Origin of the sequence: Halorussus marinus, from assembly GCF_004521895.1 — an archaeon.
Classification (GTDB): Archaea; Halobacteriota; Halobacteria; order Halobacteriales; family Haladaptataceae; genus Halorussus; species Halorussus marinus.
This window is the reverse complement of record NZ_SBIR01000003.1, coordinates 193170-211717: the sequence shown is the minus strand read 5'-3', so window position 1 is coordinate 211717 and position 18548 is coordinate 193170. Positions and strand designations below refer to the sequence as shown.

Below are 18548 nucleotides of genomic sequence, written 5' to 3'. Positions count from 1 at the left end.
TCTTCGGGTCGTTCGCTCGGCCGGCGACCGCGTTTCCGATTTTAAGGTGTCTCCCCGTGTAGGTCGATGTACATGACCAGAACAACCGATCGACGCCGATTTCTGGCGGCCGGCGCGAGCGCCGCGCTGGTCGGCCTGTCGGGCTGTACCGGCGCGACGCCGTTCGTCGGCAAGCGCCTCGAAGAGACCCACGAGTTCGACGTGGGCGACGGCAACTCGCTCGCGATCGACGCCGACAACGGCGACGTGACCGTCCGATCGGGGTCGCCGCGGCTCGAAACCGTCAAGAAGTCCGGCTCGGTGTTCGCCGACCTCTCGGACGCGAGCGTCGACGTCGGCAGGGACGGCGACACCGTCCGCGTCGAAGCCCGAACCGACGACGACGGTTCGTGGTTCCAGGGCACGCCCGCCGTCGACGTGACCGCCGACATCCCCGACGGCGTGACCGTCGACGCCGTCCGGACGCGCAACGGCGACGCCGACGTCCGTGGCGTGACCGGCGACGCGACCGTCGAGTCCCGGAACGGCGACGCCGTCGCGCGAAACGTCGACGGCGAGGTCACCGTCCAGACCGACAACGGCGACGCCGAGGCACGGGATATCTCGGGATACGTCACCGCCCAGACCGAGAACGGCGACGCCGTCGCTCGGAACGTCGGCGGCCTCGACGGCGCTTCCTCGGAAAACGGCGACGTCGACGTCGAGATCCCTTCGGTCCGGGGCGACACGAGCGTCGAAACCGATAACGGCGACGTCGAGGCGGCGGTCTCGCCCGACGTCGACGCCCGACTGGTGCTCCGGACCGACCGCGGCGACGTATCGATCGACGGACCGTTCGACGTCGCGACGCGGACCGACGAGTACGCCGAGGCGGGCCCCGAAGACGCCGACGCCGAGTTACGACTGCGCTCGGACAACGGCGACGTGTCGGTGACCGCGCTGGACTGAGCCGATCGCGACCGACGCTTTCGAGCGCTGTTTTTCGGACCGAGTACCGTCACCGCCGACGTGTGTGATGTCGCGTCAGCCGGCGGCACACCGGACCGAGTTGGCCGGCAGAAAGGAGAGTCGACCGCGTCAGCGGGATGGGGGTCGAACGCGCCAGCGGGATCGGGACGCTCACTTCGTCGTCGAAGGGCCCAACAGCGCCTCGGCGGCGAGCCCCGAGGCGCGCGCGAGCCCGTTGAGGAGGTGGAGCGAGACGAGCGCGACGAACGCGCCGACGAGTGCGACGCCCACCGCCTCGGGGAGAGCGTCGACGGCGAGCGCGCCCGACTCGAACGGCCCGACCGAGAGGGTCCCGAACCGGGCGCCGACGTGGTAGGACGACGAGTAGGTCAGCGGGGCGGCGAGCAGCGACGCCGAAACAGACAGCGCGGCGGTGAGGGCGACGAACGCGGCGACGCCGAACGCGAACTTCCCGGCGAGATACACCACGCCGAGCCACGTCCGGGGCTCGGTCGCGAGCCGGTTGGCGACCGCGAGGGCGCCGTCGGAGGTGTCGAGCGCCGCGCTGGCGGCCTCGACCCCGAGCAGTCGGTTCGCGAGCTCGGCCTCGACGTTCGCGAGCAGTCGGGCGGCGGCCAGCGTCGCCAGCAGGATCGGGACGCCGACCACCGTGATCGCGAGCCCCGTCCCCAGCGAGAACCCCGTCGCGAGCACGAGGAAGTACCCGAGCCCGAGCGGGAACGCCAGGACGAGGTACAGCAGGTTCCGATACGTCTGGGGCCGTGCGGGGACGCCGACGAACGCGACCGCGGCGTCCCTGAGCGAAGTCGTCATCGTGTCACCTCGATTGTGACTATGCGAGCCGAATCCATAAACCGGGGTCGGCGGTCGCCCGCCGAGCGACTCGGCGAAAGAGTTTAGTGTGGTTATCGAAGCGAGTAGAGGATCGCGATCAGCCCCACGTTGTAGGCCGTGACGACCGACAAAAGCGTCAGGCCGTCGGACCACGCCAGCGCGGGCGCGAACAGTTCGGTGAGAACGAACGGAATCGCCGTGAAACACGCCACGCCGACCGCGAGCAGGCCCATCGCCTCGCTGGCGTGGCGCCGGTACCCCCGGGCGGCCTGATACGTGACTACCAGCCCGAGGGCCGCGGTCAGCGCCGACGCGAGGGTGACGTAATCAGGGGTCATAGATTGCGTACAGGATGGCCGCGAGGCCGAGCAGTTCGAGCCCGGCCGTGGCGAGCGACCGGGTGGCGGGCGAGACGACCACGAGGTTCGACAGCACGAGCCGGAGGACCATCGGCGCGGTCACCAGCAGGCCGAGGCCGGCCCCGAGATACAGCATGAGTCGGGTGCCGTTCCGGCGGTAGCCCCGGATCAGCTTCGCGACCACGAGCGCCGACAGGCCCGTCGCGAGCAAGAGACCCGCGAGCGCGAGCACGACGACCGTCTCCGAGCCGCCGACCGCGGTCTGGAGTACGACCCCGATCATCCTTTGAACCCCTCGTAGAGCCGGGTGAACCGGTCGGCCGGGTCCTCCGCCCGGTCGACGTCGAGTTCGAACCCTTCGGCGGTGAGTTCGACCGTGACCCGCTGGAGGTTCGTGCCGTACACCTTGTAGTGGTGGCCGTCGGGATCGAGGCGCTGTTCGGCGTCGAGGAGCCGCTGGTCTTCGAGTCGCTCGATCCGCCGGTAGATGGTCGACGGCGACGCGTCGCAGGCCTCAGCCAGCGCCTCGGCTGACAGCGCCTCGTCGTAAGTCTCGATCAGGATGGCCCGGGCGTACTCGTCGTCGAGCAGGTCGAACACCGCGGTGGCGGCGTCGCTCACGGTGGCGACCTCCCGTCGCCGCGCGGGCCCAGACCGGTGTCCTCGGGCGGCCATTCCATCTCCGTCCGTCGAGTCGTTCGAACGGCCGACAGTTAAAGCTCACCGGGACTCGCTGGCTCGGCGACCCAGCGCAATACTTATTGTAATCGGGCGTGACTGTTCGGCCAGTTGCGATGGCATCGAACCGCCGCTCGGCGAGTGTCACCGACAGCCTCCGGTCGGTCTTTGGCGTCCCGCTCCGGCTTCAGACCTACCGGAACCTGCTGTATCTCGTCCTGGCGTTCCCGCTCGGGCTCGTCTACTTCGTGTTCCTCTCGATCGGGCTGTCGCTGGGAGTCGGACTGGCGATCACGGTGATCGGCATCCCGATACTGCTCGCGGTTCTCGCCGTCTCGACCGGTCTGGCGGCCGTCGAGCGCGAACTGGCGACGCTGCTGCTCGGGGTCCACATCGAGACCGCCAGTGGGCCGACGCCGGAGTCGCTGATCGAGCGCGCAAAGCGACTCGTGATCGACGTCGGGACGTGGAAGGCGCTCGTCTACCTCGGCTCGAAGTTCGTCATCGGCGTGGTCTCGTTCGTCGTTGTCACCACCCTGCTGGTCACCGCGACGAGTCTGCTCGCGGTCCCGTTCGTCTACCAGCAACCGGGCGTGTACGTCGGCGTCGTGACCGACGCGCCGATCGAGTTCCACCCGTCGCTGTACGTGGCGTGGCGACAGATCCTCGTCGGCGTCGAGACGGTCGTCAGCGTGGGGTCGTGGCAGGTCACGACCCTCTCGGAGGCGCTCGCGGTCGCCGGCGGCGGCGTCCTGCTCGGCGTGGCGTCGCTCCACCTGCTCAACGGGCTCGCGCGCCTCTCGGGGTGGTACACCAAGGTCATGCTCGGGTCGAGCACGGGCGAGTGGGCGGTGTCCGACGCGTGAAGTAGCGTCGCCGGAGTTCCCGGTGTCGTTGAAATTTGTCTCTCGCGGCGTTCACGCAGTCGTGTCTCTCTGGGAGTTCGAGCAGTGGTACCGCGAGCGAGGCCGGAGTCCGAGCGAGCGGACCGAGGAATCCTCGAAGGCGACCGTAGGCCGCCTGAGGGGGTGACGACGCGTTTTCATGAACGCTTTGCAAGGTGTGTCTCTCGGGGCGTCTTGGCGATCGAAGCGAGCCAAGACTCGGAAGACGCGGTTTGCCTTCCGGCGCACCCGCACGAAAAGGCTCTAGTAGATGAGCTCGTCGTCGTTCTCGACCATGTAGAGGGTGCGGGCCGCGATGTTGACCGCGTGGTCGCCGATGCGTTCGAGGTCCCTGACCGTCAACAGGAGCCGCGAGACGTCTTGGAGGAGCGTCTCGACTTCTTCTTCGGTGTTCTCCTCGAGTTCGGTCTCGATGAGGTCGCGCACGACGAGTTCGCTCGCCCGTTCGCAACGCGCGTCGAGGTCGTCGTCGCGCTCGGCGATCTCGTAACAGCCGTCTGTGTCCTCCTCGTCGTAGGCCATCATCGCGTCCTCGATCATGTCGAGGGTGAGCGATCCGAGCTCCTGAATGTCGACCTCGGGGAACACGTCCTGATCGGCCTGTAACGAGTAGTCGCCGAGGTTGGTGGCGAGGTCGCCGATGCGTTCGAGGTCGGTGATGATCTTGAACGAAGCCGCGATCGTCCGGAGGTCGCTGGCGACCGGCTGCTGGAGCGCGAGCAGGTTGATACACTCCTGTTCGAGTTCGAGGTAGAGCTCGTTGACCTCGTCGTCGCCCTCGATGACCTCCCACGCGAGCTCGTCGTCTTTCTGTTCTAAGGCGTCGAGTCCCATCCGGAGTCGCTCCATGACGACCTCGCTCATGTAGAGGACGTTCTCGCGGAGCTCCGTGAGTTGCTGTTGATAATCCTTTCGTGGCATGGTTCGAGTGTCGCGTGTCTTCGTGTTGTAGTTTTCCCTGCGCTACGTCGACTACCAATGGCGATCGGCCGGTCACGCCGCCAACCCGTTGGGCGAGCGAACCGAGAACCCCCGAGCGTGCCGGCGGCAAACGGGTCTATCCGAACTTCCCGGTGATGTAGTCTTCGACCCGCTGGTGTTCGGGGTTCTCGAAGATCTTCTGGGTGTCGTCGAACTCCACGAGTTCGCCGCCGGTGAGGAACACGGCGGTCTTGTCCGAGATACGGGCGGCCTGTTGCATGTTGTGGGTGACGATCACGACCGTGTAGTCCTCGGCGAGTTCGTCGATCAGATCCTCGATCTGGGAGGTCGCGACCGGGTCGAGCGCGCTCGCGGGCTCGTCCATCAGGATGACTTCCGGGTCGACCGCGATGGCTCGCGCGATGCAGAGGCGCTGTTGCTGACCGCCCGACAGATCCAGTCCCGACTCGTCGAGCTGGTCTTTCACTTCGTCCCAGAGCGCGGCGCCCTTCAGGGCTTGCTCGACCTTCTCGTCGAGGTTCTCGGTCTTGTTCTGGAGTCGGAGCCCGTAGGCGACGTTGTCGTAGATGCTCTTTGGGAACGGGTTGGGCTGTTGGAACACCATCCCGATGCGTCGCCGGAGCGCGACCGGGTCGACGTCGTCGTCGTAGACGTTCTTGTCCTGAAACAGCAGGTCGCCCTCGATCCGGGCGGCGTCGATGAGGTCGTTCATCCGGTTGATACACCGGAGGAACGTCGACTTCCCACAGCCCGAGGGGCCGATCATCGCGGTCACCTGCTTTTCGGGGATCCGGATGCTCACGTCGTCGAGCGCCTGCGTCTCGCCGTAGTAGACGTCGAGGTCGCGCGACTCGATGACCGTCCGACTCGACGCGGTCGCCGTCTCGGGGTCGCCGGCGTCGACCGCTCCGGACCCCGGCGTCGGCGAGACCGCATCGTCGTCGTTCTCAGCCTCTGTCTCGGGGTTTGGAGCCGTCATGTTCTCGTTGCTCATATTTTATGACCTCCGTTGATAGCGGTTCCGGATGAGTATCGCCGCGGCGTTCATCGACAGCAGTACGACCAGCAACGTAACGACGCCGGCCGCGAGGACGCCGTACCGGAACTCCGCGCTCGGCTCGTGAGACCACGCGAAGATCTGGCGCGGCATCGCGCTGAACTTCTCGGCGAACGAGCCCGGCGGGCTGAACACGACCGCCGCGGCGCCGATCATCAACAGCGGCGCGGTCTCGCCGATGGCTCGACCGAACGCGAGGATGGTGCCGGTCAGGATGCCCGGGATCGACTCGGGGAGCACCACGTTCCGGACCGTCTGCCACTTGGTCGCACCCATCCCGTAGGACGCCTGTCGCATCGAGTTCGGCACCGCCCGGATCGCCTCTTGGGAGGAGATGATGACGATCGGCAGAATGAGTAGGCCGACCGTGAGTCCCCCGACGATGACCGATCCCGTGTTCATGTCGGCGTACCGGATGAACAGCGCGAGTCCGAGCAGGCCGTAGACGACCGACGGGACCCCGGCGAGGTTGGCGATGTTCATCTCGATGAGCCCCACTACGCGACCGACCGTACCGGAGTCGGGCGCGTACTCTTCGAGGTACACCGCGGCCGCGACCCCGACCGGGAACGCCGAGACGACGATGACCAGCATCATCATGATCGAGCCGACGAGCGCGGGGTAGATGCCAGCTTCCTGTGGAAACCGCGAGTGAGCGCTGGTGAGGAACTGCCAGTCGAGCCACGCCTCCGGCCCGGCGAACCCGTAGGCTTCGACGAGCGCCGCGCCGAGAAACGTCCCGACGTACGCGACGATCGGTAGCGCGAGGCCGACGAGGTGGTCGCGCTCTCTGACCACGCCCTCGACGTAGACGGCGGTCGGCGCCGCGATAGACAGACTGAGCACGATCAGCAGGTAGTCGTCGATCCCGACCGCCGGCGCCGCGATCACGGCGAGGACGCCGCCGACCACCGTGAGCGCCGCCGCGATCAGACCGTCGCGCCGACTCTCGCGGCGCCGGGCGATCGCGAGGCCGGTCAGAATCGCGACCGGGACCGCAAACGAGTAGAGCAACATCGTCGCGGGGTTGAGCGCGATCGGGGCGTTCCGGAACAGTTGGCTCAGGCTGGGCACCACACCGGGAACGCCGACGACCGCGAGAACCAGCGCCCCGACGGTGACGATCGGACGTTCGAACGCCGCCGGCTCGGTCCGGAGCCGCCGGTGGACGTAGACGACGCCGACCGCGACCACCAGCGCGACCGCGGTTCCGAACCACTCGATGGGCCGGAACACGTCGACGAGCAGGAGCGAGATGCCGGCCCCGACCAGCAGACAGAACGCCGGCAACGCGGTCGCGATCGCGCCCACGAGGCCCGATCGTCGGTCCCGCAAGCCGTAGTAGCCAAGAAGCGCGCTCGTCGGCGCGACCAGCGTGAGGAAGAAGGTGAGATGCCACCCGGGATCGGCGGTGAGCGGCCGGATCGCGTCGATCGCGACGTACGCGAGCAACACGAACACCATCACGATGCCGAACAGCATCGCGCCCAGACAGCCCCACTTGAACAGCTGTCCGCGAAGCTGGTTCACTCCCTCACCGTCGCCGTACCACGATCCGTCGCGGGTCGAACGCTCGGTCGCCATTATCGAATCACCTCGGTAGTCGCGTCGATCATTCGTACTCCTCCCGGTAGCGCGACGCCACCCAGTTGCTCGCCACGTTCATCGAGAACGTGATGACGAACAGCGTGAGCCCGATCGCGAACAGCGCGTAGTAGGCGGCGGTTCCGCCCGCGAGGTCGCTGGTCGCGAGCTGGACCATCGCGGAGGTCATCGGCTGGATCGAGCCGAACGGGCTCGGAACCAACTGCGGGCTCATCCCCGCGGCGACCACCACGATCATCGTCTCGCCGATCGCCCGGGACAGCGCGAGGATGAACGACGAGAAGATGCCCGACACCGCGGCGGGGACGACGACGGTCGTCGTCACCTCGAACTTCGTCGCGCCGAGCCCGTAGGCGCCCTGCCGGAGCGAGTCGGGGACCGCGCTCATCGCGTCCTCGCTGAGGCTCGACACCATCGGGATGATCATCACGCCGACCATGATCGACGCGCTGAGGAGGTTGAACGTCCCGACCGGGATCCCGACCGCCTGGAGCGCGGGGGTGACGTACACGAGCGCGAACAGGCCGTAGACGACGGTCGGAATGCCCGCGAGAACTTCCAGTGCGGGCTTGAGCACCGATCGGACCTGATCGCTCGCGTACTCGCTGAGGTACGCCGCCGAGGCGGTCCCGACGGGAATCGCTACCAACGCCGACAGCGCGGTCACTGCCAGCGTGTTCGTCACGAGCGGGAGGACGCCGAACGCCTCGCCGATCTTGGGGCTCCAGTTCGTGCCGGTGAAAAACGCCAACGGCGAAACTCTGGTGAAAAACTCGATGGCGTCGAACAGCAGCGTCGCGACGATCGCGAGCGTCACGAACACCGACAGCGCCGCGCACACGAACAGGAACCACTTGATGGCCGACTCCTTGGCCGACCGGGTGCGGTTCTCGCCCGCGAACGCCGGTCGCGCTGGTTCCTCGCTCATCGATTCGTTGTTCACGGTGGATGTGGTAAAGGTAGGTGATTTCCCGCAGGCGGCTACTCGTTGCGGATCTCCTCGAGCGTCTCGAGGTTGTCGTCGCGCAGGTCAGCGCTCGCGGGGACGTAGCCGATCTCGGTGACGATGTCGGTCTCGGACTGCTCGATGTAGAACTTCAGGAACTCGTACACCTGGTCTTTCTCCTGAATCGAGCCGGCCGCCGGGTAGACGAACAGCGGGCGGGCCATCGGGTAGTCGCCGGACTTGGCGTTTTCGAGCGTCGGCTCGACGGCGTTCGAAGCGTCGCCCTCGGCGACGCTGACGGCCTTCACGCGGTCGCTGTTCTCCTGGTAGTAGGCGAACCCGAGGTAGCCCATCGCGTTCGGCGACCCCTCGACGCCGGCGACGATGTTGTTGTCGTCCTCGGTGGCCTCGTAGTCGCTGCGGTGTGAGCCGGCCTCGCCGACGACGTTCTCGGTGAACCAGTCGAACGTACCCGACGTCGAGGCGGGGCCGTACAGTTCGAGCGGCTTGTCGGGCCAGTCGTCTCGAACGTCGCTCCACTGCTGTGCCCCGTCGGGGCGCCAGATCTGTGCGAGTTCCTCGAAGGTTATGCTGTCGACCCAGGTGGCGTCCTTGTTGACGACGACGGTCAGTGCGTCGCTCGCGACCTGGAACTGCCGGGGATCGACGCCGTTCTCGTTGCAGTTTTCCTCCTCGGCGTCCGTGATCGGACGCGAGGCGCCGTTGATGTCGGAGTTCCCCGGACAGAAGTGGTTCTCGAACCCGCCGCCGGTCCCGGTCGGGTCGACCGAGATGTCGACTTCGCTGTTTGCCTTCTCGAACTCCTCGGCCATCGCGACCGACACGGGGTAGACCGTACTGCTCCCGGTGATGGTAATACCGCCCGAGACGCTCTGTCCGCCCTCGGTCGTCTCCGCTGAGCCGTCGTCGCCGGAGCCGCCGGTCTCGCCGATACAGCCGGCGAGCGCCGCCGCACCGGTCGCACCGGTACCCGCCAGAAACGCCCGCCGTGAAAGGAACCCTGACTCTGTCATCACTTACTCGGAGGAGCCGATCCGTGTAAATACCCTACTATGATTTCTATATAGTTCTTTGTTGAGTCACGATGACATGGGTGTTTTCGAGAGTGAGATGCCGCGACCTACCTGCGAGTAGGGAGGTGTTACTCGGCACTGAAGTCCGTTTTGGCGGGCTTTATCCGGCTATCTGTCGGTTTGGTCGCTCGACCTATCGGGCAGTTATCCCGGTCGGGCGAGCAGTATATAGAGACGGGTAGATTTATGGCTCGTGCTACTAATTCTCCCGATATGGAGACCCGAAAGGTGCAGGTGACCGGCGGTTCGACGTTCACGGTCTCGATTCCGAAAGACTGGGCGACCGCGAACGGGATCGAGGCGGGCGAGCGACTGGCGTTCTACCCGCAGGACGACTCGCTGGTCGTCACCTCGCGCGACTCCGACGAGAAGTCCGAGGGAACCCTCGACATCACCGACCTCCGAGGCGAGAGCCTCACCCGGACCGTGATGACGATGTACGTCAGCGGCTTCGACGTCATCGTGCTGGAGTCGGGGCGCATCGACGCCGACCAGCGTCAGGCGATCCGGAACGCGACCCAGAGCCTCGTCGGACTCGAGGTCATCGAGGAGACCGGCGACCGCGTCGTCATCCAGGACCTGCTCGACTCCTCGGAGCTTTCGGTCCACAACGCGGTCACGCGCATGCGACTCATCGCGCTCAGCATGCTCGAAGACGCGGTGACCGCGATCCGGGAGAACGACGACTCGCTCGCCGAGGACGTCATCGAGCGCGACGACGACGTCGACCGGCTGTGGTTTATGGTCTCGCGCATCTTCCGGGCGACCCTTCGGACGCCGAAGGCCGCCGAGGAGCTCGGGGTCTCCCGAGAGACCTGCTTCGACTACCACTCCAGCGCCCGACAGCTCGAACGCATCGCCGACCACGCCGCGAAGATGGCCCAGCACGCCCGTCAGCTCGGCGAAATCCCCGAGGAAGTGGCGGCCGGACTCGACGACCTCCACGACGACGCCGCCGAGATCGTCAACACCGCGATGGACGCGCTGTTGCTCGACGAAGAACGGGACGCGACCGAGCTCGCGAACGACGCCCGCGAGCACGTCCGCGAGATGGACCAACACACCCGGGCGGTCGACGACCGGATCCGGGACCTCGACGCCCAGCAGGCCCAACTGCTCGGGCTCATCGTCGACTCGCTGTCCAGAAGCGGCGACTACGGCGGCAACGTCGCGGAGACCGCGTTACAGCGGGCGGCGCCGCGACCGGAATAGGCGGCGACCTCTCAGAGCTCGCCGAGTTTTCGGAGGAGTTGGCCCTCGTACTCGCGGTCGCTCTCGATGCCCTTGATCTCGAGCACGTTACGTTCGAGCTTGTCGCGGGCCACGCTGAACGCCTGTTCGGCGCCGTAGCCCTCGCCCGACCCCGCGACCTGCCCGCGGTTCGTCCGCAGCCGGATCGCACACTGGAGCAGGGGCGTACCCCGGAGCTTCTCTTTGTGCTCGTGGAACCGGACGTGGGCGTGGCGTACCTGCATCTGCTGGTACTTGTCGGCGATCTCGGCGATCGACTCCCGGATGTCCTCGCGACCGATGGTGTCGAGGAGGTTGATGTTCGTGATCTGGACATCCATCACCTCCTCTTCGGTGTAGGTCAGCGCGCGCAGTACGTCGGTCTTGGTGAGCACCCCGCCGACCACGCGGTCGTCGTCCTCGGGGGTGACCACGAGGCCCGCGAAGTCGTTGTCGAGCATCTGCTCGACCGCGTCCCGGACCGACTCGCCGAGCGTGGTCGTCTCGACCGGACTCGACATCACGTCGTACACCGGGAGGTCGAGCATCCGGTCGAGGTCCCCGGCGCGGTCGCCCTCGCCGGTGATGCGCTGTTCGTTGCGGGTCGCGAAGTCGACCACGTCGTGGGTCGTAACGACGCCCGCAAGGAAGCCGTCCTCGTCGACGACCGGGAGCCGCGAGACACCGTGCTCGCGGAGTTGATTAATCGCCTGCCCGAGCGTGGCGTCCTCGTCGATCGTGATGACGTTCTCGGTGTAGATGTCCTCGACGGTCAGCGTGTCGAGGTTTTCGAGGACCGCTTCGAGGATGAGGTCCTCGTCGACCACGCCCCAGAGGTTGCCCGACTCGAACACGGGCGCGACCTTGGTGCCGCCCTCGATGAGCGACCGGGCGACGTCCCGGACGTTGTCGGTGCGTTCGACTTTGGGTGCGGACTTTGTCAGGGTCGCGACCTTCGTGTGGTCCTCGATGTGCGATCGGAGGAGCTGTTTCTGGGTGACGACGCCCTCGTAGCTGCCGGCCTTCGTGACGATGATTCCTTTGGGGTTCTGATCCTCGAAGATCGATCGGGCTTTCCCGACGTTCGATTCGGCCTCTAATTCGACGTACTCAGTGGTCGCGATGTCGGAGATATCCATCTCGTGTCGAACCTCACGCGCGACGGTCTTGAAAGTTGTCTCATGCCGGCAGCGGGATTTTTGGCGGTACGGGCCCAACTACTCGGCGTGATTCCCGACATAGGCGCCGCGTTCGGCCCGTACACCTACCTCGCGACCGAGATCGTGTGGGGAACTGTCGCGATATGGCTCCTCTATCGTGCGCGGGCGCTCGCGTCCGCCGCCCGTACGATCGTCGTGCTTTACCCTATCGCGTACGTGTGGGACTGGTACACGCTTCATATCGGCGTCTTCGCGATCCCGCTTCGGACCGGCGTCGAACTGCTCGGGATCCCGATCGAGGAGCACATCTTCATGATCGTCGTCCCGGCGCTCGTGCTCGCCATCCACGAGAACCTATGACACCCCTTCCGACGTCGACAATCACCCGACAGCTTTCGTAACCACCAGTTACCGCAAGACGGCTCCGGGGTGGAACGCGAATGCAACGGTCTGTAAGCAGAGGTTGCAAACCGGTAAATGGTGAATAACAAAGGCTAATCCCGGCGATGTGTTGAATCCATGCTGGGTTACGACCACGGGGTGGCAGAGTAATGAGCACCATTGGTGACTCGTCCGGAACCGGAGGTACCGAACCGGAGGAGGCTCCCGACCCGCAGGAGGCGGCTATCGCCGGCGGCGGGGTCCCCGACGAGCAGTCGTCGGACGACGACGAACAGACCGTCCCCGAGCTCTCCCGAGACCTCGTCTTCGACGTTCTCAAGAACCGCCGTCGCCGGTACGCCCTTCACTACCTTCGACGCGCCGACGACTCGGTCGAGCTTTCGGAGCTCGCCGAGCAGGTCGCGGCCTGGGAGAACGACACGACGGTCGGAGCGATCTCGGCCGCCGAGCGCAAGCGGGTGTACACCGCACTCTACCAGTCCCACCTCCCGAAACTGGACGAGGCAGGCATCGTCGAGTACAACCAGAACCGCGGCATCGTCGAGCTCTCGGGCGCGGCCGAACAGCTCGACGTCTACCTCGATCTCGACGCCCAGCCCGATATCCCGTGGTGTAACTGGTATCTCGGCCTCGCAGTCGGCGGCATCGGCCTCCTGACGGGCGCGTGGCTCGGTCTGCCCCCCTTCTCGCTGGTCGGCGACGTACTGGTGGCGACAATCGTCGTCGCCGCCTACGCCAGCGTCGCGATCGCACACACGTACGTCACCCGTCACGCCGCCGGCGCGGGCGAAACACCACCGGAGATACAGGAGTCCTAACCATGGCCGACGGGGTGCCCTCGGGGTCGTCTCGGCAATCAGACCCGGTCGTCGAGCGCTTTGGCTCCGCTGGCACACAGACGCTCGTCCGGGCGCCGACCAACGAGTCCCCGTTCGCGGCGCTCCCCGAGCGCGCCTACGACAACCTCCTCGTCGTCGCGGCCCGCGACCACCCCAGAAAGATCGCCCAGCGACTCGAACGCGACGGTCACGATCCCGCCGACGTCGGCGTCGTGCCGGTCACCCCGACCGCGGCCGAGTACGACGGCGATCTCTGGACCACCGATCACGTTCGGCCCGGGGACCTCACCGGCGTCGGGATGCGGTTCTCCGACGCGGTCGGCCACCTCGAACCCGGTCGCGGCTGGGTGTTCGTCGACGCGCTGGGCGTCTTCCTGATGTACGCCGACGAGTCGCGCGTATCGCGGTTCTTCCAGACGCTCACCAACCGAGTGCGGGCCCGCGATCTCCGCGGCGTCTACTGCGTGAGCCCGGGGGCGGTCGCCACCGAGACCTACGAGCGACTCCGAAGCGTCTGCGATCGGGAGCGCGACGTGGGCCGCGGCGCGGGCGACGGCGCCTGAACGATCCTCCGAACTGCCGGGCCCTCGCGGCGCTACGAGAGGGCGGCCGTGATGTCGGTCGAGGAGACCATCCCGACGTAGTCGTCGTCGACGACCGGGAGGTGTTTGATACCGTACGTGGTCATCATCGCGGCGACTTCCTCCAGATAGAGGTCCGGAGTGGCGATTTCGACGTCGGTCGTCATCACGTCAGACACCCGCAACTCGGCGACGTCGCGCCCGTCGGCGACGGCGTCGAGGACGTCCGTGCTGCTGATGATCGACCGCGGCGTGGTCGGAACAACGAGCGCGCTTATCTCTTCGTCGCGCATTCGGCGTGTGGCCTCCATCACGGTCGCTTCCTTCGAGACTGTCTCTAGGGGCGTCGACATTACGTCTTCGACGGTCTGTCGCTCCTCAGAACTCATACCGTATGTCGACGGGCGGCGCGCGTATAAATTCGACCGCCCCGACAGTCCGACTGTCGGCGTCCGACGGGTCGGACGCTCGGTGAGACCGGTCGGGTCGATCAGTAGTGTGCCGTTGGGTGACATCAGACAAAACATTCATTTATGCGGTCCGAGTACCGTAACGTAATGACATCTCGGGGCGATATCGGCGGGCTCGCTGACCCCGACCGCGGCGCGTTCGTCTCGAAGCTCCGGGAGCTCAAGCGAAGCGGTTCGTCGCTTCTCGTCGTCGGTAACGTGCCCGATTCGGTGGCGAGAGACGCCTGCAACTGTATGCTCGGCGACGAGGCGGTCGCGGATCGGCGCCGCCTGTTCGTCTCGACGACCCCCGACGGTCCGGTTCTCGGCGATCGCCTCTCGACGCCGCCCGATCCCGACCGGACCAGTCTGGTCTCGTGGACGGCTCCGTCCCGAAGCGCCGCGTCGAGTGTGCCGTCCGAACCGTCCGGAGACGCCATCGAGCCGGTCCGGGTCGAACGCGGTCAGCTCTCGGAGCTCGGGATCGCGATCGCCCGCGAGATCGAGGCCTTCGAGGCGGCCACCGGCGGGCTCTCGCCCGCGGAACTGCGCATCTGCTTCGACTCGCTCGTCCCGCTGTCCTCGGCGCGCGACGACGCCGCCCGCTTTCGGTTCCTCCACGTACTGATCGGTCGAATCCGGAGCGCGCAGGCGATGGCTCACTTCCACTTTCCGGTCGCGTACGACTCCGAACGCGTTCGGGGGCTCGCGCCGCTGTTCGACGCGGTCGTCGAACTCCGGGTCGCGGACGGCCGACTCCAACAGCGGTGGCATCTCCGCGAGGAGGGTCTCTCCTCGGGGTGGCTCACGCCCTCCGTCGGGGACTGATATCCCGAACGCCGCCGGTTCGAGCCCCGTAGCGACGAGACGCTTCGACCGGATCGATCGGCCGGCAGTCGGCCGACGGCGAACGAGACCGCTGGGACTGTCTGGTCCCGAAGGTATAAATCGCCCCGATCCAGTGTGTGTTTTAATGAGAAGGGCCTTCGATTCTATGGGTGGGCTAGCCGTGATATTGGCTCTCGGGGGCGGCCTGTGTCTGGCTCATCTCGTCCACGCGACCCACTCGGCCGAGTCCTCCCGGACGATCCTCTTCGGGGTCGTCTTCCCGGCGCTCATCAGTCTGGGGGTGTTCGCGGGCGGCGTCTGGCTGTGGCGGCGGTCGGTCGGCGCCGCCACCGCCAACCGGATCGCGGCCTGGTGTATCGTGTGTGTCGGCGCGCTGAGTTCGAGTGCGGTGCTCACGATCCGGTCCCAGCAGGCCCACGGCGTCCGGATGGTCGATCAGGAGTTCGTGGTTCTCGGCGCGGCGTCGGTCGGCGCGCTCATCGGGTTCGTCATCGGGCTCTACGACGCCCAGCGACACCGCCAGCGGGCCGAGATCGCCACGCGCGAGCGGGCGCTCCACGATCTCCACACGGCGACCCGCGATCTGGTTCGGCTCCGGGACCGCGAGGAGATCGCGACCCGCGCGGTCGAGACCGCCCGCGACATTCTGGACTTGCGGGTGAGCGGTGCCTGGCTCTACGACGACGACGAGGATGCGCTGAAACCGGTCGCAGTCACCGACGAGGAGACCGATCTGATCTCCGACGTGCCCACCTACACCGCCGGCACGAGCCTGTCGTGGCGGGCGTTCGAAACGGGCGAGGTCATGGTGTTCGACGACGTGAGCGACCAGCCCGAGCGCCACCGGAGCGACACGCCGATCCGGAGCGAGATCATCCTTCCGCTCGGAGACCACGGCGTGATCAACATCGGCTCGACCGACGTCGGCACCTTCGACGAGGCCGACGTGTCGCTGGCGAAGATTCTGGCCGCGAACACCCGGACCGCGTTAGAGCGTGCGGACCGCGAGCAACAGTTGGCCGCCGCCCGCGATCAGGCCACTCGACTGAACCGCCAGCTCACCGTTCTCAACCGGGTCTTTCGCCACGATCTGCGGAACGCCGCGAACGTGATTCAGGGCCACGCCGAACTGCTGGCCGAGAGCGCGATCGAAGACGGCGCCGACAGCGCCGCGACGATCCGGGATCAGGCGGCCGATCTCGCGGAGATGAGCAGACAGATCCGCGACATCGAGTGTGTCCTCCAGAGCGAACTGAACGAGACTACGGTCGTCGACCTCGCCGACATCATCGAGGCCGAGCTCGAACGGGTCGAACGCGACTATTCGGGGGTTCGAACTGACGGGCCGGCGTGTGAGTCGTGTCGGGTCGCCGCCCATTCGCTGGTCGAATCCGCGCTCAGAAACGTGATCGACAACGCCGCCAAGCACAACGACGCCGAGTCGCCCGAGATCGACGTCGAAATCGCCGACGCCGGGGACGACGCCGTCGAGGTCCGCATCGCGGACAACGGGCCGGGGATCCCGGACGCGGAGGTCGCCGTGCTCGAACGCGGCTACGAGACGCCCCTCGATCACACCAGCGGGCTCGGACTCTGGCTCGTGAGCTGGATCGTCGCGAAGTCGAACGGCGAGGTGTCGTTTCGCGAGCGAGACCCGCGAGGGAGCGTCGTCTGTCTGACATTCGAGACCGCGAGCCCCGAGACGCCCGACGACCCCGGGACGGACGCCGAACCGACGGTGGACTCCCCGACGTGAGGGCCGACGACGCGTCGGACCGACCGGAGAGCCGTCGACGCCGTTTCGGAAGTAGATCTGCGGTGGCTCTGTCCGGCGGCGTCGGTCGCGAGCGCCGTGAACGAGACAAAAGACATATATTAGAATAGAATCACGTTTCCGGTGGCGGCAGAGCGTCCCACCACCCGAAACCGTCCCCCGGTACCCACCGACGCGCTTCCTGCCGCCCTGCAGTCGTTCCGTCCCCTTTCTTTGCCCTCGCTTTCGGTTCTGATTCCCCCGAGGCGCCGCGTTCGTCGACCGGCCGCTGACACGCGAACGCGGGTCGGATTCGATCTACGCCGATGCGAGCACGCGTGATACGTAGATCTGTCTCCAGACGAGCCACGCTCCGAGGCTGATCGCGACCACGCCGAGCAGGGTCGTTCCGATCCCGGCCCAGTTCGCCTTCGCGAGCGCACACTCCAGCGTTTCGGTCGCACACGCCCCGAACAGATCCCGTCTGACGGCGCCGGCGTATCCCGCCCCCGCTCCGGCGGCGACCGAAACGGTGCCGATCAGGGCTTTCAGACCGATTTCCGATACCGTCGGCGGATCGGCGACGATCGCCTCGCGAACATCGATCCGCGGGCCGGCCAGTTGCGAGCAGAGCGCGGCGCCGAGCAGGAAGACTGCGGCGGGTGCGAGGACGAACCCGATCGACATCAGTCCCGCGACCGAAAGTCCCGCAAGCAGGAGGGCGCCCGCCCAGGCGAACGCGGTCCGGTTCGTCCACGCGCCGAACGCGCCGACGAGCGCGAAAACCACGCCGAGCGCTACGATCCCGGTGAAGAACACGTCCGCGAGCGGATTGGGGAACGCGAGAATCGCGACTGCGACGCCCGCAGACAGGACTGCGAGTCCACTCAGCACCCGACCGACCGCCAAACCGGTGGCACCTCGGAGTCGAGAAGCCATGCGAGTCCTTGGCGGTTGTGTCACTTAGCTATACAGGTCGGTCGTCGCGTCTTCGCCGCGGAGTTCACGTCGTCCCGCGAGGAGTCCGCCTACTCGCCGAACGAACCGGCGTCGTCGGTACTGCTGACGACCCACGAAAACTCGCCCGACTCGTAGATCTTCCCCGCTAACGTGTTCCCGGCCGCGCTGTCGGTCGGGGAGGGGCGGAACGCCGTCACGCCCGTCTGGTTTTCGGGTTCCCGTCCGTCGACGGTGAACCGGACCGCGTACCAGACCGGCTCCGTGAAGACGCTCTCGTAGGTCGAACTCTCGCCCGGTTCGATCGACGTGCCAGCGGTCAGATTTCGCTGGGCGGGCGGGACGACGGGGTCGCCGTCGACCGTTCCGGTGCCGTCGCCGGGTTCGTCGCCGACACCGGTGACTCCCATCGTGATCGTGTGCGGGACGTCGTCGTCGTTGACGAACCGGAGGCTCCCAGCCGGGGGGTCGTCCGCGCGAATCGACGAACACCCCGCGGTGGCGACGACGGCGGCCGAACTGAGCGCCGCGAGCACCGAACGGCGTGTGGTGGAGGACACGCTCTCGGATACGGACACCGACTCAATAAATCGAGTGATCGCAGTGGGTCGGTGTTCGGAGCCGAATGCACGAGACTCCGTACGAGCGGGGAATCCCGGTAAAACGAAGGGGAGTGGGTTTGGGCAGATTTGAACTGCCGGCCTCCTCCATGTCAAGGAGGTGTCATAACCAACTAGACCACAAACCCATGCGGCCTATCTCGAACGCATTCACTCGTTGTCCGCGGGTATAAATGAACCTTTCGAATTACGACGCGGGCGGGCGATTTCAGAGCCGACGATCCTAAAGGTCGAAGATCAGGTCGTCTCCCGCCGCAATTCGGCGCGTCGTCGCGGAGCCGCCGACCCCGACATCCTTAAGTAGATGTACGATTATGTT

The 18548-nt window shown here is 66.4% G+C and carries 21 protein-coding genes and 1 tRNA gene; 8 read left to right on the top strand and 14 right to left on the bottom strand.

Annotated elements, in window-relative coordinates:
* Positions 1-72 precede the first annotated feature (72 nt).
* Entirely contained in the window at positions 73-948 is an 876-nt protein-coding gene (locus tag EPL04_RS05235; protein WP_167599423.1) for a DUF4097 family beta strand repeat-containing protein, read from the top strand.
* A 171-nt stretch (positions 949-1119) separates the two neighbouring features.
* Here EPL04_RS05235 and EPL04_RS05230 read toward each other — a convergent pair whose 3' ends face one another.
* From EPL04_RS05230 to EPL04_RS05215, 4 genes are all read right to left on the bottom strand, one after another.
* Positions 1120-1782 carry a sensor domain-containing protein gene (locus tag EPL04_RS05230; RefSeq protein ID WP_134670083.1) on the bottom strand — a complete coding sequence of 221 codons (663 nt, stop codon included), beginning with the start codon at positions 1780-1782 and terminating at the stop codon, positions 1120-1122.
* A 92-nt stretch (positions 1783-1874) separates the two neighbouring features.
* Entirely contained in the window at positions 1875-2141 is a 267-nt protein-coding gene (locus EPL04_RS05225) for a DUF7521 family protein (RefSeq protein ID WP_134670081.1), read from the bottom strand.
* On the bottom strand, positions 2131-2445 hold the full coding sequence (locus EPL04_RS05220; protein WP_134670079.1) for a hypothetical protein: 315 nt from the start codon (positions 2443-2445) through the stop codon (positions 2131-2133). Before EPL04_RS05220 ends, EPL04_RS05225 begins: the two co-directional genes overlap by 11 nt.
* Entirely contained in the window at positions 2442-2837 is a 396-nt protein-coding gene (locus EPL04_RS05215; RefSeq protein WP_134670078.1) for a helix-turn-helix domain-containing protein, read from the bottom strand. The genes EPL04_RS05220 and EPL04_RS05215 overlap by 4 nt, the downstream gene beginning before the upstream one ends.
* 119 nt (positions 2838-2956) lie before the next feature.
* Between EPL04_RS05215 and EPL04_RS05210 the strand changes: the two genes are divergently transcribed.
* Positions 2957-3706, top strand: coding sequence for a sensor domain-containing protein (locus EPL04_RS05210; RefSeq protein WP_134670076.1), 750 nt, complete (start codon positions 2957-2959; stop codon positions 3704-3706).
* Positions 3707-3988: 282 nt separating this feature from the next.
* Here the strand turns inward: EPL04_RS05210 and phoU are convergent, their stop codons facing one another.
* The 5 genes from phoU to EPL04_RS05185 form a co-directional block, all read right to left on the bottom strand.
* A complete protein-coding gene (gene phoU / locus EPL04_RS05205; protein ID WP_134670074.1) occupies positions 3989-4666 on the bottom strand; it encodes a phosphate signaling complex protein PhoU in 678 nt (225 codons plus the stop codon).
* A gap of 136 nt (positions 4667-4802) precedes the next feature.
* Entirely contained in the window at positions 4803-5681 is an 879-nt protein-coding gene (pstB, locus tag EPL04_RS05200; RefSeq protein ID WP_134670072.1) for a phosphate ABC transporter ATP-binding protein PstB, read from the bottom strand.
* Between the two features lie 3 nt (positions 5682-5684).
* Positions 5685-7328, bottom strand: coding sequence for a phosphate ABC transporter permease PstA (gene pstA / locus EPL04_RS05195; RefSeq protein ID WP_134670071.1), 1644 nt, complete (start codon positions 7326-7328; stop codon positions 5685-5687).
* Between the two features lie 28 nt (positions 7329-7356).
* Positions 7357-8277 carry a phosphate ABC transporter permease subunit PstC gene (pstC, locus tag EPL04_RS05190; protein WP_134670069.1) on the bottom strand — a complete coding sequence of 307 codons (921 nt, stop codon included), beginning with the start codon at positions 8275-8277 and terminating at the stop codon, positions 7357-7359.
* Positions 8278-8330: 53 nt separating this feature from the next.
* Positions 8331-9329, bottom strand: coding sequence for a PstS family phosphate ABC transporter substrate-binding protein (locus EPL04_RS05185; RefSeq protein ID WP_134670067.1), 999 nt, complete (start codon positions 9327-9329; stop codon positions 8331-8333).
* 273 nt (positions 9330-9602) lie between these two features.
* Here EPL04_RS05185 and EPL04_RS05180 point away from each other — a divergent pair, with 273 nt between their 5' ends.
* Positions 9603-10601, top strand: coding sequence for a phosphate uptake regulator PhoU (locus EPL04_RS05180; protein ID WP_134670065.1), 999 nt, complete (start codon positions 9603-9605; stop codon positions 10599-10601).
* A gap of 11 nt (positions 10602-10612) precedes the next feature.
* Here EPL04_RS05180 and EPL04_RS05175 read toward each other — a convergent pair whose 3' ends face one another.
* Positions 10613-11758 (bottom strand): CBS domain-containing protein, encoded by a 1146-nt coding sequence (locus tag EPL04_RS05175; protein ID WP_134670063.1) that lies wholly within the window; start codon positions 11756-11758, stop codon positions 10613-10615.
* 87 nt (positions 11759-11845) lie between these two features.
* On the opposite strand from EPL04_RS05175, the gene EPL04_RS05170 reads away from it, so the two are divergent.
* From EPL04_RS05170 to EPL04_RS05160, 3 genes are all read left to right on the top strand, one after another.
* A complete protein-coding gene (locus EPL04_RS05170; protein WP_134670061.1) occupies positions 11846-12139 on the top strand; it encodes a lycopene cyclase domain-containing protein in 294 nt (97 codons plus the stop codon).
* Positions 12140-12330: 191 nt separating this feature from the next.
* Positions 12331-12999: a DUF7344 domain-containing protein gene (locus EPL04_RS05165; RefSeq protein WP_134670059.1), complete on the top strand. Its 669-nt coding sequence runs from the start codon at positions 12331-12333 to the stop codon at positions 12997-12999.
* Positions 13000-13001: 2 nt separating this feature from the next.
* Positions 13002-13583 (top strand): DUF7504 family protein, encoded by a 582-nt coding sequence (locus EPL04_RS05160; protein ID WP_134670057.1) that lies wholly within the window; start codon positions 13002-13004, stop codon positions 13581-13583.
* Positions 13584-13615: 32 nt separating this feature from the next.
* Here EPL04_RS05160 and EPL04_RS05155 read toward each other — a convergent pair whose 3' ends face one another.
* Positions 13616-13990, bottom strand: a complete 375-nt coding sequence (locus EPL04_RS05155) for a CBS domain-containing protein (RefSeq protein WP_167599422.1) — start codon at positions 13988-13990, stop codon at positions 13616-13618.
* A 168-nt stretch (positions 13991-14158) separates the two neighbouring features.
* On the opposite strand from EPL04_RS05155, the gene EPL04_RS05150 reads away from it, so the two are divergent.
* The gene (locus EPL04_RS05150) at positions 14159-14878 is read left to right on the top strand and encodes a DUF7504 family protein (protein WP_134670056.1); all 720 of its coding nucleotides are present in this window, start codon (positions 14159-14161) and stop codon (positions 14876-14878) included.
* 181 nt (positions 14879-15059) lie between these two features.
* The gene (locus EPL04_RS05145) at positions 15060-16655 is read left to right on the top strand and encodes a sensor histidine kinase (RefSeq protein ID WP_167599421.1); all 1596 of its coding nucleotides are present in this window, start codon (positions 15060-15062) and stop codon (positions 16653-16655) included.
* 315 nt (positions 16656-16970) lie between these two features.
* Here the strand turns inward: EPL04_RS05145 and EPL04_RS05140 are convergent, their stop codons facing one another.
* The 3 genes from EPL04_RS05140 to EPL04_RS05130 form a co-directional block, all read right to left on the bottom strand.
* Positions 16971-17591, bottom strand: coding sequence for a hypothetical protein (locus EPL04_RS05140; RefSeq protein ID WP_134670053.1), 621 nt, complete (start codon positions 17589-17591; stop codon positions 16971-16973).
* 89 nt (positions 17592-17680) lie between these two features.
* The gene (locus tag EPL04_RS05135) at positions 17681-18169 is read right to left on the bottom strand and encodes a hypothetical protein (protein ID WP_134670051.1); all 489 of its coding nucleotides are present in this window, start codon (positions 18167-18169) and stop codon (positions 17681-17683) included.
* A gap of 114 nt (positions 18170-18283) precedes the next feature.
* Positions 18284-18357 (bottom strand) — tRNA-Val (locus EPL04_RS05130).
* Positions 18358-18548: the final 191 nt, after the last annotated feature.